The 15,988-nt window shown below is 63.4% G+C and carries 15 protein-coding genes; 4 read left to right on the forward strand and 11 right to left on the reverse strand.

Annotation, left to right across the window (positions count from 1 at the left end):
* Nucleotides 1-20 precede the first annotated feature (20 nt).
* The gene (locus AC1ECK_RS24155) at nucleotides 21-962 is read left to right on the forward strand and encodes an OmpA family protein (protein WP_480323777.1); all 942 of its coding nucleotides are present in this window, start codon (nucleotides 21-23) and stop codon (nucleotides 960-962) included.
* Between the two features lie 6 nt (nucleotides 963-968).
* Here the strand turns inward: AC1ECK_RS24155 and AC1ECK_RS24160 are convergent, their stop codons facing one another.
* From AC1ECK_RS24160 to AC1ECK_RS24205, 10 genes are all read right to left on the reverse strand, one after another.
* Nucleotides 969-1,550, reverse strand: a complete 582-nt coding sequence (locus tag AC1ECK_RS24160; protein WP_480323532.1) for a hypothetical protein — start codon at nucleotides 1,548-1,550, stop codon at nucleotides 969-971.
* A 122-nt stretch (nucleotides 1,551-1,672) separates the two neighbouring features.
* On the reverse strand, nucleotides 1,673-2,785 hold the full coding sequence (tssA, locus tag AC1ECK_RS24165; protein ID WP_480323779.1) for a type VI secretion system protein TssA: 1,113 nt from the start codon (nucleotides 2,783-2,785) through the stop codon (nucleotides 1,673-1,675).
* Nucleotides 2,786-2,857: 72 nt separating this feature from the next.
* Nucleotides 2,858-5,527: a type VI secretion system ATPase TssH gene (tssH, locus tag AC1ECK_RS24170; protein ID WP_480323534.1), complete on the reverse strand. Its 2,670-nt coding sequence runs from the start codon at nucleotides 5,525-5,527 to the stop codon at nucleotides 2,858-2,860.
* Between the two features lie 65 nt (nucleotides 5,528-5,592).
* Complete coding sequence (gene tssG / locus AC1ECK_RS24175) at nucleotides 5,593-6,678, reverse strand: type VI secretion system baseplate subunit TssG (RefSeq protein ID WP_480323535.1); 1,086 nt, start codon at nucleotides 6,676-6,678, stop codon at nucleotides 5,593-5,595.
* The gene (gene tssF / locus AC1ECK_RS24180) at nucleotides 6,642-8,480 is read right to left on the reverse strand and encodes a type VI secretion system baseplate subunit TssF (RefSeq protein WP_480323537.1); all 1,839 of its coding nucleotides are present in this window, start codon (nucleotides 8,478-8,480) and stop codon (nucleotides 6,642-6,644) included. Before tssF ends, tssG begins: the two co-directional genes overlap by 37 nt.
* 66 nt (nucleotides 8,481-8,546) lie before the next feature.
* Nucleotides 8,547-9,026, reverse strand: a complete 480-nt coding sequence (gene tssE, locus AC1ECK_RS24185; protein ID WP_480323539.1) for a type VI secretion system baseplate subunit TssE — start codon at nucleotides 9,024-9,026, stop codon at nucleotides 8,547-8,549.
* A gap of 72 nt (nucleotides 9,027-9,098) precedes the next feature.
* Entirely contained in the window at nucleotides 9,099-9,638 is a 540-nt protein-coding gene (locus AC1ECK_RS24190; protein WP_480323542.1) for an Hcp family type VI secretion system effector, read from the reverse strand.
* Nucleotides 9,639-9,710: 72 nt separating this feature from the next.
* Nucleotides 9,711-11,201 carry a type VI secretion system contractile sheath large subunit gene (tssC, locus tag AC1ECK_RS24195; protein ID WP_480323544.1) on the reverse strand — a complete coding sequence of 497 codons (1,491 nt, stop codon included), beginning with the start codon at nucleotides 11,199-11,201 and terminating at the stop codon, nucleotides 9,711-9,713.
* A gap of 14 nt (nucleotides 11,202-11,215) precedes the next feature.
* A complete protein-coding gene (tssB, locus tag AC1ECK_RS24200; RefSeq protein WP_480323546.1) occupies nucleotides 11,216-11,770 on the reverse strand; it encodes a type VI secretion system contractile sheath small subunit in 555 nt (184 codons plus the stop codon).
* A gap of 36 nt (nucleotides 11,771-11,806) precedes the next feature.
* A complete protein-coding gene (locus AC1ECK_RS24205) occupies nucleotides 11,807-12,490 on the reverse strand; it encodes a tetratricopeptide repeat protein (RefSeq protein ID WP_480323548.1) in 684 nt (227 codons plus the stop codon).
* 343 nt (nucleotides 12,491-12,833) lie between these two features.
* Between AC1ECK_RS24205 and tssJ the strand changes: the two genes are divergently transcribed.
* From tssJ to AC1ECK_RS24220, 3 genes are all read left to right on the forward strand, one after another.
* Complete coding sequence (gene tssJ, locus AC1ECK_RS24210) at nucleotides 12,834-13,448, forward strand: type VI secretion system lipoprotein TssJ (protein WP_480323550.1); 615 nt, start codon at nucleotides 12,834-12,836, stop codon at nucleotides 13,446-13,448.
* A gap of 119 nt (nucleotides 13,449-13,567) precedes the next feature.
* A complete protein-coding gene (gene tssK, locus AC1ECK_RS24215; RefSeq protein WP_480323552.1) occupies nucleotides 13,568-14,914 on the forward strand; it encodes a type VI secretion system baseplate subunit TssK in 1,347 nt (448 codons plus the stop codon).
* Nucleotides 14,911-15,690: a DotU family type IV/VI secretion system protein gene (locus AC1ECK_RS24220; protein WP_480323554.1), complete on the forward strand. Its 780-nt coding sequence runs from the start codon at nucleotides 14,911-14,913 to the stop codon at nucleotides 15,688-15,690. Before tssK ends, AC1ECK_RS24220 begins: the two co-directional genes overlap by 4 nt.
* Here AC1ECK_RS24220 and AC1ECK_RS24225 read toward each other — a convergent pair.
* Nucleotides 15,644-15,964, reverse strand: coding sequence for a hypothetical protein (locus tag AC1ECK_RS24225; RefSeq protein ID WP_480323556.1), 321 nt, complete (start codon nucleotides 15,962-15,964; stop codon nucleotides 15,644-15,646). The two genes, AC1ECK_RS24220 and AC1ECK_RS24225, sit on opposite strands and share 47 nt — an antisense overlap.
* Nucleotides 15,965-15,988 lie beyond the last annotated feature (24 nt).

The raw sequence follows: 15,988 nt of genomic DNA on the forward strand, positions 1-15,988 counted from the left end.
GCCCAGGACGAACCCGCTTGATGCCGGTCACGGTTCTGGTGGCCGCCTGGCTCGGCGGCGTGTTTGGCGGCGCCGGTGCGTTTGCCGACAGCGTCGGGCCCGCGAGCGTGACGCCGGTCGATAACAGCGGCATCCAGATTCACACGACGATCTTGCCGGCGCAGGCGTCGCCAAACGGCGCGGCGCCCGCCGGCAGCATCAGCACGGGGGCCGGCACCGGCGCGGTCACGCAGATGCCCGCCCCTGCCAATGCGACGCCGGGCCAGGTGGTGGTGGGCGGCAAGGTGCCCGACGAAGCCACCAAAGCGGCGGTGCTGCAGCGCTTGCGCGACACCTATGGCGCGGGCAACGTGGTCGATCAGATCGAGGTGGGTGATGTCGCCACCCCGCCGAACTGGGCCGCTAATGTGCAGAAGCTGATCGGGCCGCAGTTGAAGCAGATCAGCAAAGGACAGCTGAAGATCGACGGTACGCAGGTGGACGTAAAGGGCGAAGTGAATAACGAAGCCCAGCGCCAGCAACTGGCGAGCGACATGGCGAACGCGCTGAACCCGACTTATACGATCAAGAACGGGCTGCGTGTGAGTGCGTCGCAGCAGGGGCTGCTCGATCAGACGCTGGCGAACCGGACCATCGAATTCGAAACCGGCAGTGCGACGCTGACGCCGCAGGGCAAGACGATTCTCGATCAGATGGCCGCGGTGCTGGCGAAGATGACCAATAACACCGTGGAGATCATCGGGCACACCGACAACTCGGGGAACCGCACCTCGAATATCGCGCTGAGCCAGGCGCGGGCGGATGCGGTCAAGGGGTATCTCGTGTCCAGGGGGATCTCGCCGCAGCAGTTGACGACCACCGGCGTTGGACCGGATCAGCCGATTGCATCCAACGATACGAACGATGGGCGGGCGCGCAACCGGCGGATCGAGTTTCGGGCCGGGTTGGGCGGTGGCGCCTGAGCTTGCTCACTTGAACACCGTCGCCCCCGAAAACGGCGCGGGGTCCGGCTCAGACCGATACTTATCCTCGATCGCACTCACGCAGTTGGTGAACTGGGTACGAAACGCCACGGGATTGTCGCTGGGCGGCGAAAGGCCATCCGACGTCACGTTCCATCCGTCTTCGGTCCGGATCGCATCGAGATCGAACGAAGCGGCCGTGTTGCTATCCAGGATCACGGTCTCGCGCTTCTTCTGGCCGCCCGGCACCAGAAGTATTGCCTCGCAGCCCTGTTGAAGCTTCACGGGCCCATGAGCGGAACTGCCGAACGGCGCCGCGTTTTCGGGCGCGGTATGGTACATGCGCAGCGACTGAAACTGTGACGGCATCGAGCCAGTCACGAATTGAACGTCGGCCTCGGAAACGCCGTCGCTGCAGCCCGCCAGGGTGCAGATAAACGCCGCTACGGTGATCCAGGTAAAAGCTTGCCGCAGCGCAACAGAGTCTGGCCGGCGCCGCGGCACCACTGCGCTCGCCATGCCGCCGCGAGCACCGGCGTCATGCGGATTTTGCCGGCGCCGGGGAAATGCCGCTGTTGCAGATGCCATCTAGCCTCCTCATTCCTTTCCTCCGCGCTGAGCCGCAAGACCTTTCTCAGGGCGGACAAAGTGTTTTCGTTACCGGGTTATCGGCACGAAAGGGAGACTTCTTGAGGGCAGCCAGGAAAAACTTACTTCCCCTCCTCCGGCTTCACGCCCAGCAGTTCGCGAATATGCGCGAGCGAGCCATCGTCCTTGACGACGGTAGACAGCCACTGATGCAGCGGCATTTCCGCCCACTCCGCCGCCTTGTCGGCCAGATACGCGGCCGGGCTATGCGGTTCGGTACTGCGAAAGAAGCGGGCCACCGCGCGCAACTGCGCCACCGCCTGAGCCCGATTCTGGATGCCGGCGCTGCTCACAGGCGAGTTCGTCGATACAGTCGTCAACACGGGTTCCTCCCGTTGCGGTGAGGTCTTGAAACTCGGTTCGGCACGTTCGCTGCCCTCCGGCTTCTGCACTTTCGGCGCTGCCGCTTCGGCACTCACCCCCATCTCACGCGCGAAGCGCTCCGCGAGCCGGTACACCCCTTCATAGGCGTCCTTCGCCTGACGAAAACTCGGCGCCGCATCCCCCGCGCGCCGGTCCAGTTCCTGTTCGAGCGCGAGCATGGCTGCTTCGAACGCCTTCAGATCGGCCAGCAGGCCCGAGTAGAACGGCGCCGGCGTGGCGCGTTTCGAGGCCTCGATCTGCTCGATCGACGGCTTGCCGCGTGCGATATCGTCGGCGTGATCGGGGTCGCGCTTGACCGCCTGCGCGACATGCGTCGCCACTTCCCAATCGACCGTGCTGTAAGGATCGCCCGGTGCACCGGTAAGCGGCATGGCGCGCAGCAATTCAGCCGTGCGCCCGACGAGCCAGGCGACATTGCCGAGCCGGTATTCCGTGTCGTCGCCTTCCGGCAGCGGGTGCAGATGATCCCAGTAGCGCCCGGAAAGCCCGGTGATCAGCCCATAACCGTCGGTCAGGCCGATCACGCCCTCCTCGATGGCCAGCCCCTCGGTGAGCCACACGGCGAGCCGCAAATCCTTGGTCTGCGTCTTGAGCAGACTCGTGCTGCGCTCGACGACGAACGGCCAGTTCGCTTCCTTGATCTCCGTCACCCACTCGCCCTGATCGAGCGAGGGGTCGTCGAAGCGGCGCGCGTTCTGGATCGCGTCGAAGTCGGCTGAGAACAGCAGGTCGTCGCCGCAAGGCGAGCTTTCGCTGATCGGTTCCAGCAGCGTGGCGATATTAGCGGGCATTAACATGACAGAAAGCGGTAAGGGGCTGATGGGGCGTTGCAACGGTTAGATCCATGAACGGACACGCGCACTTCAGACGACCGTATATTCGAATTCACCGGCATCGCTCGCGCGCACCGTGATGCGTTCAAGCGCGGTGCCGTCCGCAATCCGCTCCAGCACCTGTTGCGCCACTTCGGGCAGCAGCGTGCCGTTCAGGATGTGATCGACGTTGCGCGCGCCGGAGTCCACCTCGGTGCAACGCGCGAGCACGGCTTCCACCAGCGAGTCGTCCCATTCGAAGCTCGCCTTGTGATTCGCTTCGATCCGCCGGCGAATCCGTTCGAGCTTCAATTCGATAATCTCGGCGAGCACGTCGTCGGAAATCGGATAGTACGGCACCACTTTCATGCGGCCCAGAAATGCCGGTTTGAACGTCTTGTACAGTTGCGGCCGCAACGTCTCGGCCAATGCTTCGGCGTCCGGCAGATCCTCGGCGCTCTTGTTCAGGCAGGCTTGCATCACGGCCTGCGAGCCGACGTTCGAGGTCAGGATGATCAAGGTATTGCGGAAGTCGATCTCGCGGCCTTCCGCGTCATCCATGGTGCCCTTGTCGAACACCTGGAAGAACATTTCGAGCACATCCGGGTGGGCTTTCTCCACCTCGTCGAGCAGCACGACGGAATACGGGTTGCGGCGCACCGCTTCGGTCAGCACGCCCCCTTCCCCATAGCCGACGTAACCCGGCGGCGAGCCCTTGAGACCGGAGACGCTATGCGCCTCCTGATACTCGCTCATATTGATCGTGACCATCTTGCGTTCGCCGCCATACAGGATGTCGGCCAGCGCCAGCGCCGTTTCCGTCTTGCCGACGCCCGACGGGCCGACGAACATGAACACGCCGCGTGGCTTGTTCGGATCTTCGAGGTTCGCGCTGGCCGTCCGCACGCGTTGGGCGATCGCCTCGAGCGCGTGGTCCTGGCCGATCACCCGGGCGCCCAGCAGCGCTTGCAGATTCAGGACAGTTTGAATTTCGTCCTTGACCATGCGTCCCAAGGGAATCCCGGTCCACGACGCGACAATCTCGGCGACCACGTGGCCGTCGACCTGCAACGGCACCATCGGCTGGCCGCCTTGCAGCGCATGCAATTCGCTCACACGCGCCGCCAGCGTCTCGCGCGCATTCGCGGCCTGCTGCGCCTGCTCTGCATCAGCGCTGCCGCCACGCGCCGCATCGATCTGCGCACGCAGTTCGCCGATCTGCGTCACCAGCGCACGCTCCTTGTCGTAGCGCGCTTCGCTGGCGGCCAATGCGCTCAGATCCGCCTCGCGCAGGCTGCGCAGTTCGGCGAGGCGCTCGTCATGCAGCGCACCGCTCGCCGCTTCGCGCTCGAGCGCGGCCACTTCGGCGTCGATCCGTTCGATCCGCTTCCTGACGTCGTCGATTGCCGCAGGCGTCGCGCTATGCGCGAGCGCCACCTTTGCGCAAGCGGTATCAAGCACGCTGATCGCCTTGTCGGGCAACTGGCGCCCGCTGATATAGCGATGCGACAGCCGCACGGCTTCGGTGATCGCGTCGTCCAGCACGCGCACGTTGAAGTGCCGTTCCATCAAGGCGGCCATGCCGCGCAGCATCGCAGCCGCCAGCGTCTCGTTCGGCTCTTCGATCTTCACCACCTGAAAGCGCCGTGCCAGCGCCGCGTCTTTCTCGAAGTACTTCTTGTACTCGCTCCACGTGGTCGCGGCGATCGTGCGCAGCTCGCCGCGCGCGAGCGCCGGCTTCAGCAGGTTCGCCGCGTCGTTCTGCCCCGCCTGTCCGCCTGCGCCGATGATCGTATGCGCTTCGTCGATAAACAGGATGATCGGATGCGGGCTCTTCTTGACCTCGTCGATGACGTTCTTCAGGCGGTTCTCGAATTCGCCCTTGACGCTCGCGCCGGCCTGCAGCAAACCCATATCCAGCACGTGCAAGGCCACGCCTTTCAACGGCGCGGGCACGTCGGCGGCGGCAATGCGCAGGGCCAGACCTTCGACCACGGCGGTTTTGCCGACGCCCGCCTCGCCCGTCATGATCGGATTGTTCTGGCGGCGGCGCATCAGGATGTCGATGGTCTGGCGAATTTCCGCCTCGCGGCCGATCACCGGATCGATATGACCGTCGCGCGCCCGCTGCGTCAGGTTGGTCGTGTACGTATCGAGCGCGGGGGTCTTCGACGGACCGCCGCCTTGCGGCGCCGGCAGATCGCCGGCACGCTCATCGGCATCGCCCGCGCCGGCATGGCGCTCCACTTCGCACGAGCCAACCGTCAGCTCATCGAACTTGTGCTTGAGATCGGTCAGGCGGACCTCGCGCAACAATGGCGACATGCGCTGCGCAAACTGCGCGAGATCAGGTGCGCTCAGCAAGGCCAGCAGCAGATGTCCCGAGCGGATCCGGCCAATCTGCGAATCGAGCGACGCGACCAGCCAGGCCTGTTCGAACAGTGCGATCAGATGCACGGAAAACACCGGCGTGCGCGTATTGCCGGTCTTCAGGCGTTGCAGTTCGCGTTCGAGGTCGGCGCGCAGCGCATGCACATCGATACGGCTCGCGCGCAGCACCAGCGACGCATCGCTCGCCGGCTCGTCGAGCAAGGCCAGAAACAGATGCTCGAGATCCACCTCATAGTGACCGCGCGCCAGGCATTGGCTCGCCGCCCGCTCGGTCGCCTGGCGGCAGGTCGGATTCAGTTTCGCGATCAGGGTCTTGAGGGGCGTGCTCATGTGGTGCGATCCAGGTCCTGTTGGTGTCGTGACGTCCCGCGATATCTCGCGACGTATCGTTAGGTTCAGTGAATGACGTGCAGCTCGTAGCGGGCATCGGCGCGGTCGCGATCGGCGTCGCGGGTGCAGAGAAACGCGTCCCAGCCGAGCCGCGCGCCTTGCCCAAGCTGGATCGCGCCCACCTCGGTGCGGCGCAGCACCAGCGAGATTTCGTATTCGAGCGTGACCCCGGCGAGCAGCGTCAGCATCCGTTCCAGCGCAATCGCGCATTCGGCGCCAGGCAGGAACGCCTCATAGTCTTTCTTGCGCAACGGGCCGATGACCAGTCGTGCGCGCATGTCGCGCTGCCAGACCCGTTCGCCGGCGAGCGCGGTGGCGCCGAGCGTGGCGTTGACGCTGCCGAGCACCGTCAACTGATCGAACGGCACGTCGTACCATTTGCCGACAAACTGATCGACGCGCACCGGCACCCGGAAATACTCCGAGAGCGTGCGCTGCAAGTAAGCGGCCGACACCGGCCGGTGCCGCGCGGCAAGCGCATAACCGGCAATCGCCTCGTCGAACAGCGCGCCGTCGCCCTCCTGCAGGCTGCCGCGCGTATCGTCGTCGGCGACACCGGCGAGCGCCAGCAGCAACGGCAGATAGCGCTCGTCGCGGTCCAGTTCGTAGTGAAACGGCAGCCGGTACTTCTTCCACGCCGCGTAGAACAGCGCGGTGGCCCGATTGGAGAAGACGTCGAAGAATTCGCGCGCCGCGCGATCGCGCCTCAGTTGCTCGCGGGCGATGATCTGCTCGGTATAGTGCAGCGGCAGCGCACCCTGCCCACCCAGCAGTCCGAAAAATGCCGGCGTGATATCGACGCGGCCGAGCGTGCCGTCTTCCACCGCGGTGGTCCGCTGTGCCTTGTCCTTGAGCGCCTCGCCTTGATCGTCGTAAGACTGGGCGCTGTGGATCTCGCTCGGCGGAAAGCCGAGCGAAAGCGTATTGCGAAAGGCAATCCGCTGCGCCACGATCTCGCCGGGCCGCGTGGCATGCGCCTTGCCGAACCACTTCTCCAGCAGCCGGACCGCCTGGAAGAATTCGAAGCGGTGAGGCTCGTCGAGCAGTTGCTCGACTACGCCAGGATCGATTCGCCGCTGCGGGGTTTGCATCGCAGGATCTCCTCGCCAGTGCGCTTCGACACGACGACCAGTTGCACAAAGCTGTTCAGATGCACGTACAGCCCGAAAAACGTGTCGATCACACGCACAAACGACGCGAGGCTCGTGCCCACAAAATGGTCCTCGTCGATCGTCAGGCGAATCTCCATGCCGCGCACGAAGGTGGCGAACGGTTTGCCCGGCAGCCATTGCACGGCGGCGCGCTGCTCGATGCCGACCAGCCCGTCGATATGCCGCGCCGACACCGCCGTGCGCCGCACGTCGTACAGCACCAGCATCTCCTTAAGCGCGGACAGGCCGCTGCTCGCCAGCGAGACGTGATTGAGCGCCAGATGCGAGATCAGGCGCCAATGCACCGCGCGGCCACGCTCGAAGCGCACGCTCGGCGTGGGCCGGCGCAGCATCGAGATATTGCTCGTCAGTGAGCCGCCTTCGAGAAACAGGTCGCCGCCTTCAATGCCCATGGCGAGTCCCGCCGGCAGGTCGCGATTGGTGCAGGTCAGCTCGATGCTGAGCGTATCGGTTTGCGGCGCGGCCGGTTCGAAGTCGATGTCGACGATCGAGATTTCGGTTTCGTAGCCCGGGCTCTTCTGCGCCACCCAGTCGTTGCGGCGCGCGAACCAGTAATGCCCGGCGCGCTGCCGCTCCCCGTGGTGCAGCGAGTAGAACGGCCTGAATTCGATCACCGTCTCCTCGTGCGCCTGCTGGCGCACGAGCTTCACGGAATCGATCGAATAGACTTCATACGCAAAGGCACGGCGCCCCTCGGCGATCACCGGATACGCAATGGCCTGATGACTCAAACGAATCGGCTCGCCGTGCTGCTGGAACAGATTGACCACCGGCGTGCAGAACAGCCGCAAGTGTTGCGCCGACAACGAATCGAGCAGGCGGGCCACATGCGAGTCGCTGCGCACGTCCTTGAGCACGACGTGCAGCGTCAGGCGGCTGCAGCGGCCGCTGGCGCGCGTCATCGCCGCCAGATCGAAATCGACGAAATTGAATTTGTCCGGAAAGGCGAAGTATTCGGTCAGCAGCCGGTACGCCGGATGCGACCTGGCCGGGTAATCGATCAACGAATCGGCTTCGTCGAAGCCGGCTTGCGCGAGCGGCGAAGTGCGCAGCGCGGTCCACACGCCGCGCCGGTCGGCCTCGACATAGGTAGCCATCGCATTGACGAACAGGCAATCGGTCAGACCCGCGATAAACGACTGTTCGCCGTGCAGGTAGGCGCGCAGCTTGTCGAGCTTCAACGCGCCCAGGTGAAGTTGCGGGGCGGTCGATTCGAACGTGATCGAGACGATCGCCGAGGCGTTGGCCGGCAAGACCGTCGCGCTCGGCGCCATCGCCACCGAGGTGTAGCGGGCCTCCGAAATGCGGATCGGCGCCAGCGTCACATCGTAGGCCGTGCGGAAGCGGCATTGCACGCCGCGAATCGGGCGCGACTTCAGCTCCGTGCCTCGTTCGATCGTGGCCGGCTCGGTCATGTGACTGAAGGCGCTGGCGGTGCCCAACTGGGCGATCGAACACGACGGGAACGGCCGCAGGTAATGCGGATAAAGCACTTCGAGCAGTGCTTCGGTGAATTCGGGGTAATCGTCGTCGAGTTTCTTGTTGATGCGTGCGCCGAGCAGCGCGAACGATTCGATCATCCGTTCGACGTGCGGGTCTTCGCAGTGCTCGCCGGACATCGCGAGGCGCGCGGCGATTTTCGGGTAGCGGTCCGCGAAATCGTTCGAGTAGCGCCGCAAAAATGCCAGTTCGCGCTCGTAATACGGCAGCAGTTCTTCCATCAACCTATCCCCGAACCTGATACCTGCCCACCGTCGTTGCGCGTCACGGCGGCCAGCAAGCTGCTATCAAAGCTTCGCGCGTGCGCGCGTCACGGAATACTGCAGCGTCGAAGGCTGCAGCATCGCATCGAAACTCACCGGTTCTTCTGCCGGATGCACGACCAGCAGCGCCTGAATGCCGAAATACAGCGCATTGGTCGACTGCTCGTTCAATTCGAGTGTCACTGCCACCTGCTTCAGGCGCGGCTCATGCCGCGCAATCGCCTGCTGAATCGATTTACAGATGAACGTACGGTCGTAGTGGCTCGCGAGACTCAGGCCCGCGAAGTCGTTCAGACCGTACGTCAAGACCGATTGCTGACACTCGGGAAGCGCCGCCAGCTCGTGTTCGGTCAAGGCGATCCGGGTATTCAGGATCGCCTCCACGTCACGTGCGACGGTCGCCTTCAGCTCGTCCAGCGACAATTGCCGCATCGCCGCAGAGGCCGGCAAATGCGGTTCGTCGTCGAACAGCTTGTCGAGGAAGCTCGGTTCGAATCGTTTCATCAGATGCCAAAGAAGCGCTGCAAAACGGGGCGCGGCGCCCGCGGGTCAAACACGGACGGCCGCGCCCGGACTTCAGACTGCGTACGTCTTGTCGTTCTTCGTCAGGCTCCACGCGCCTTGCGCGTTACCGCCCTGATTGCCGCCGATCTTCTGCTGCGTGTACTTCCACTGCACGGCAGCGTATTTCAGCGAGAACTGTTCGTTCGGCAAGGACGTGCCCGGTGCATCGCTGGTACCCGTGGTCGCGGTCGGCGAACCCACGCTCGGCGAAACGCTCGAGATGATGACGTACTTCAGCTTGACTTCCAGATACTTGATCCGGTTGCCTTCGCCGTCCGAACGCATGAAATCGACCGTCACTTCGTCGAAGGTCGTACCGCCCGACGCGTGTTGGTAAATCAACGGGCTGACCACGTCGATGTCTTTCGTGAAGACCATATCGCCGTGCTCGCAACGCTCCGCGGTATGGCCGCCGGCCGTCGAAGCCGTTGCCGAACGCGGTTGCGTGATCGAATGATTCCACGAATCGATTTCAATCCAGCCCTGGTGGTCCTTGTCGGCAGACTCGCCCTTGATCGCCGGATTGCCGAATTTTAAATAGATGTCCTTCATAACTCGTCGACTCCCCAAAGAGGTGGTTTTTACAGCCAGCCCGGACGGCCAGCCCGGGCATACTGGCTACATTTATGAATTCGCCGGCTTCGGCAGATCAGCAACAAGCCGCAAGGAAATCGACAGCTCGTCCAGTTGGAAGTGCGGGCGCAGGAACGCGACCGAACGATACGAACCGGGTTTGCCGGGAATCTCCGAAACCTGGATGGATGCCTCACGCAGCGGAAACTGCGCTTTCTGCTCCTGAGTGGCGTTGTCGTCGAGCAGCACGTACTGCGAGATCCAACGGTTCAGGAATACTTCGACGTTCTGTGCCGATGCGAAGCTGCCGATCTTGTCGCGCATCATCGCCTTCAGGTAGTGCGCCACGCGCGATACCGAAAAGATGTACTGCAACTGGGCGGACAGCACGGCGTTCGCGTTCGCGCTGTCGGTGCTGTACTTCTTCGGTTTCTGGACCGACTGGGCGGCGAAGAACGCGGCGTAATCCGAGTTCTTGCAGTGCACCAGCGGAATGAAGCCGAGGTCGCTCAGTTCCTTTTCGCGGCGGTCGGTGATGGCGATTTCGGTCGGGCACTTCAGCGCCACTTCGCCGTCGTCGGTCTTGAACGTGTGGGTGGGCAGGTCTTCGACCAGACCGCCGCCTTCCACGCCGCGAATCGCCGCGCACCAGCCGAAATCGTCGAACGCCGCAGTCAGACGCGCCGCGAAAGCCCATGCCGCGTTGCACCACAGATACTTGCTGTGATCCGTGCCATCCACGTCTTCGACGAAGTTGAAGCCTTCCGCCGTGGCACCGTCCTTCGGATTGAACGGCAGGCGGCCAAGGAAGCGCGGCAGCGTCAAGCCGACATAGCGCGAATCTTCCGAGTCGCGGAACGACTTCCACTTGGCGTATTCGACCGTATCGAACACCTTGCCGAGATCGCGCGGCTTGCCGAGGTCGGCAAACGACTCGAGGCCCAGCAGTTCCGGCGAGGCCGACGCGATGAACGGCGCGTGCGCCGCCGCGGCGACGTGCGCCATCTGCTCGATGAAATAGACGTCTTCCGGCTGACGCGTCACTTCGAAGTCGCCGATGATCGTGCCGAACGGCGCGCCGCCGAAGGTGCCGAACTCTTCTTCGTAGACCTTCTTGAAGAGCGCGCTCTGGTCGAATTCAATCGCGTTCTTGAAGTCGCGCACCAGATCGCGCTTCGGCGCGTGCAGCGCCTTGATCTTGACGGTAGCGCCGGTGTTGCTTTCCTTGCACAGGTAGTCGAGACCGCGCCACGTGCCTTCCATGCGCTGGAATTCCGGCGCATGCATCACCGCGCTCAGTTGCGCGGAAATCAGCCGGTCGAGCTCGGCCACGCGGGCGTCGATGGTCGCCGAGAGATTGTCCGATACGATCACCGTGCCGTCGAGCACCTGATGCACGAGTTCGCCGATCAGGTCTTTCGCGCGCGCGTGTTCCGAATCGGACTTCGCCACCTTGCTCTTCTCGACGATCTCGTCGAGCAGCGTGGTCTCAGCGCCGCCTTGCGCGCCGGCGAGTTGGGCTGCTGCCGTTTGCTGGTTCATCTCACCCCCCGTCCCTATTCGCCCTGCTGGTCTTTATCCGGCTCGCCACTGCGGCCGTGCTGTTCTGCCGCGTCACCTTGGCTCTTTGCGAGGGCTTGCAGTTGCTGGGTATTGGTCAGCACTTCGCTCAGCAGGTCTTCGAGCTTGTCGTTGCCGGCGAGCTTGTTGCGCAGGTCGGCCAGTTTCGAGCGCGCTTCGAGCAGGCGGCGCAGCGGCTCGATTTGCGAGACCACTTCGTCCGGGTTGAAATCGGCCATGGACCGGAACCGCAGGTCGACGGCAAACTTGCCGCCCGTTTCGCTCAGGCGGTTTTCCACCTGGAAGGCGGCGCGCGGCTCGATGCCTTTCATCACGTCGTCAAAATTGTCGCGATCGATATTCACGAACTTGCGGTCGCGCAGCTTCGGCTGCTCCACCTCGGATTGCCCCGCGAGGTCGGCCACCACGCCGACGACGAACGGCAGCTCCTTGATCTCGATCGCGTCACCCCGCTCGACCTCATAAGTCAATTGAACGCGCGGCGGCCGTACTTTTTGCAAGCGTTTTTGAATACTTTCTTTCTTCGCCATCGTCGGCTCCCTGAAGCAGGTGGTCTTGCGTGTGAATTAGCGAAGTGCGCTGAACGGGTCGGAAGCGCCACCGCTTTGCGCCGCCCTGGCGGGCGCAGCCGGTGCGGCAGGCGGCGCCGCCGGCGTTGCCGGTGCGGCCGCGGTCGTCGCGGCAGGGCTGCTGCTTGCCACATCGGTGGTGTCCGGCTTCTTGGTGACACGCTTCACGTAGCGCTTCTTCTTGACCACCGGCTTGTCGGAGTCGTCCGGCGGGAACAAGGTGGCCTCGCCGAGCGTGTCGCGCAGTTCTTTGGCGAGCGCCTGCGCATCGGTCTTGGCATCGCCCGCGAGCGAGGCGTCCTGGCGCAGCTCGCCCAGCGATTGCGTGGCGACGCGCAGGCCGGCCACCGCCAGCACGCTCTTCGCCTGACGGTCGGTCTGGTCACGCTGCAGCGCTTCTTGCGCGGCGACGATAGCCTGGCCGTAGTGCCCCTGCGTGAACTGGATCTGCGCAATGCGCGACCACGGCTCTTCGCGCGTCGGGTCGGTTTTGGCCAAAGCCTGATAAAGCGCGACGGCGCGGTCCTGATCGCCCGCCTTCGCGACGGTATCGGCGTCGGCCAGCGACTTGTTGAAAGCCTCCGGCGTGGTCGCGACGTTGTTGCCCTGGGTTGCACATCCGGCTATCACGCCACATGCCAACACCACCCCTGATAGTTTTACAAAGAGACGCTCTTTCATCGCTTTTTCACCGACGTGCGAGTTTTTTAATTCAAGGAGAAACCGGAGTTTTGCTTTGCTTCAAGTGCGCGGGTATAGTACAGGTCAATTTTTGATAATTCAACTTTCATGTGACAAAGCATTGCATGAAAAAACTGAGAATGCATCAGGCAACACGCAAATAAGAAATAGTTTCCGGGCGTAATGCCCGGCATTCTTAAGAGTGGAAATTTTTTCCGGCCGTTCGGGCGGGACAACGCAGCCAATCGATGCATTTTGCATAGATGGGACGCATTGCCCTGATTGGGTTTTGTTTAATGGCGGTTTGAGCGGGGGGCGGTCGGCAAAGAACCGATCGGGGTAAATGAATTTGCGTTTTATTCGTTATGCATCGCTGCTGGCCGTGTGCACGATCCTCGCAGGCTGCGCCGCGGCCCTCCCGGTGCTCGGGTCGGTCGCCTCCACCGCCATGCAGGCCACCGGCCTCACCAAGCCCGACGTGCCGGACGCCCAGAAGCCGCCGCGCAATATCGGCTTGACGCTGTATGCCGCGCAGAACCTGAATGCCGCCAACGACCAGAAGCCGCTGGCGCTGGTCGTACGCCTGTATGTGCTGAAAGATCCGACCTCGTTCCAGCAGGCGCCGTTCAACGCCTTTACGGACCCCGACAAGGAAAAAAGTGTCCTGGGCGGCGATTTGCTGGGCGTGCGCGAAGTCACGCTGATTCCCGGCCAGCACTACACCGTCACCGAAAAAGTCTCGCGTGAAGCGCAGGCATTCGGTATCGTCGCGCTATTCCGCGATCCGGCCATGCAGCGCTGGAAATTCGCCTTCGACCCGGCGAAATCCGAGAAATCCGGCATAATGGTCGGTCTGCATAACTGCGCAATGACCGTTACCAACGGCACTGTGATCCCGCCTGAACAGGGATTGCCGGTTCAATCGTTGAATATGCTGTCCTCGGTCAGTTGTGGATAAGGCGGGCATAAGATGCGTTTGAATGGCGATTTAACCGTTTTTGTTGATTTGACAATGGCAGGGCCCGAAATCGTTATCACTGGGCACGCAACCCGCTTGACGCATATAACAGGTTTGAGATGAGTTATTCCGCAAAGGTGCTCTGGGGGGAAGGCCTGTTTCTCAGGCCGCAGCATTTTCAGCGTCAGGACGCCTACCATGAGGCGCGCCTGTTCGAATCGATTCAGGCGATCCAGCCTTACAACTGGGGCGTGCGCTCGGTGCGCTTCGACCGCGATGCGCTCGGCAGCAATGTGCTGCGCGTGAGCGAACTGTCGCTGGTGTTTCCGGACGGCGCGCTGTATTCAGCCCCGCAGGCCGACGACCTGCCGCCGCCCATCGCGCTCGACACGCTGCCCGACGGCATCAACGAATTCACCTTTTACCTGGCGCTGCACCCGCTGCGCGAGACCGGCGCCAACTACTCGCCCGACAGCAACGCAGGCTTCGTGTCGCGCTACGTCAGCGAACAGGCGCCGGTGGCCGATCATTTCACGGACGCAGCCCAGGCCGACATCACGTTCCTGAAAACCAGCGTCAAGCTGATCGCCCATAGCGAGCCGCGCGACCAGTTGCTCTCGGTGCCGCTGGCGCGGGTGCGCCGCACCGCGACCTCGGGGTTCGAGCTCGACGACAACTTCGTGCCGCCCTCGCTTGCCATCGAAGCCTCGCCGATCCTGCATCAGCGCCTGCGCCAACTGATCGACGCGCTGCAAGCCAAAGTGAACGCGCTGTATGGTTTTCACCGCGAGCCGACCAAGAACATCATCGAATTCCGCTCGGGCGATATTGCCTCGTTCTGGTTGCTGCACACCGCAAGCGCGGCGTTTGCTTCGCTCGCCCATCTGTACCAGCATGCCGCACTCCACCCGGAGCGGCTGTTCCAGGAACTGCTGCGCCTCGCCGGCCAGTTGATGACCTTCTCGAAGGGCTACGCGCTCGCCGATCTGCCGGCCTATCGTCACGACGATCCGGGCCCCGGCTTCGCCCGCCTCGATACGATCCTGCGCGATCTGCTGGAAACGGTGATCTCCACGCGTTACTTCGCGATTGCCCTCGAGGAAGTGCGGCCGTCGTTCCACGTGGGCCGCCTCGACTCCGGCAAGATCGACGACAAGACCATGTTCTACATCGCCGTTTCGGCCGATATGCCCACCGTCGAGCTGGTCGAAGCGGTGCCGGCGCGCTTCAAGGTCGGCGCGCCGGACGACGTCGACAAGCTGGTGCTGTCGGCCATGCCCGGCGTGCGCCTCGTCTACACGCCGCAGGTGCCGCCCGCCATTCCGGTGCGCCCCGGCGCCTGCTACTTTTCCTTTGAATCGCGCGGCGCGCTGTATGACCGCATGCTGCAGGCCCAGTCGGCAATGATCTACACGCCGTCCGGAATCAACGATCTCAAACTCGAACTGATCGCGGTCACATCATGAGCTACGCGCCTTCGCTGTTCGGCGGCCCCACGCCGTCTGTCACGCCCGCCCCGGCGGTCGAGCCGACCTACCAGGTGCGCTCGCTGCTCGATCTGCTGTACGACGGCTTCTTCATGCTGTTCCTGCTGAAGAACGGCCGCGAGCCCGGCGAAGCGGCCGAGTTCAGCCAGCGCATCCAGCAGTTTCTGGGGGATTTCGAACGCGGGGCGAAAAAGCTGAACGCCTCGGCCGACGACGTGTACGCGTCGAAATTTGCGTTTTGCGCGGCGGTCGACGAATGCGTGCTGTCGTCGTCGTTCAGGATCCGCACCGAGTGGGAGCGCCGGCCGCTGCAACTGATCCTGTTCGGCGAGCAGCTCGCGGGCGAGAAGTTCTTCCACTACCTCGAAGAATGCCGCGCGCAGGGCGCGGCGCGCCTGCAGTCGCTCGAAGTGTTTCATATGTGCCTGTTGCTCGGCTTCCAGGGCAAGTATCTGCTAGAAGGGCCGGAGAAGCTTGCGTATCTGACCGCGCGGATCGGCGACGAAATCGCTCATATGAAGGGCAAGCGCGCGCAGTTCGCGCCGCACTGGCCGCTGCCGGACCAGGTGGCGCACCGCCTGAAGCGCGAAGTGCCGCTGTGGAGCATCGGCGCGGTGTTTGCGCTGGTAGGACTGCTGGCTTATCTGGGTCTGAACAACTATCTGCGCGACACGACGCTGCATACCCTCGCGCCGTATTCGCAGATCATCAAACTTGGTCCGCAATCGGCCAATCTGACGATCTCGCTGCCGTAACCCCGCTCTGATGGGTGCCGCGCGCGGCCCGCACGCGCGCCTCGCCCACCAGACGAGCCAAGGTCAGCGGGCTCATCCGCGCCGCTATTTCACGCACGTACTCATGGTGCCGGGCATCGAGCGGCGCATGCAGATGCTGCGCCTGCAGATAGCGCAGCAAGGCGATGCGCCGGTGCCCCAGCGCCATGCTCTGTTCCAGCAACGCCAGCGCGGCGTCGCCGTCGCCAGCCTCATAGGCAAGCTTGAGCAGTTCAGCGGTGTGTGCGCGTGGCATGGCGTATGCAGCTCATCGTGCTCG

This window comes from Paraburkholderia sp. SSBN10T, assembly GCF_056619545.1.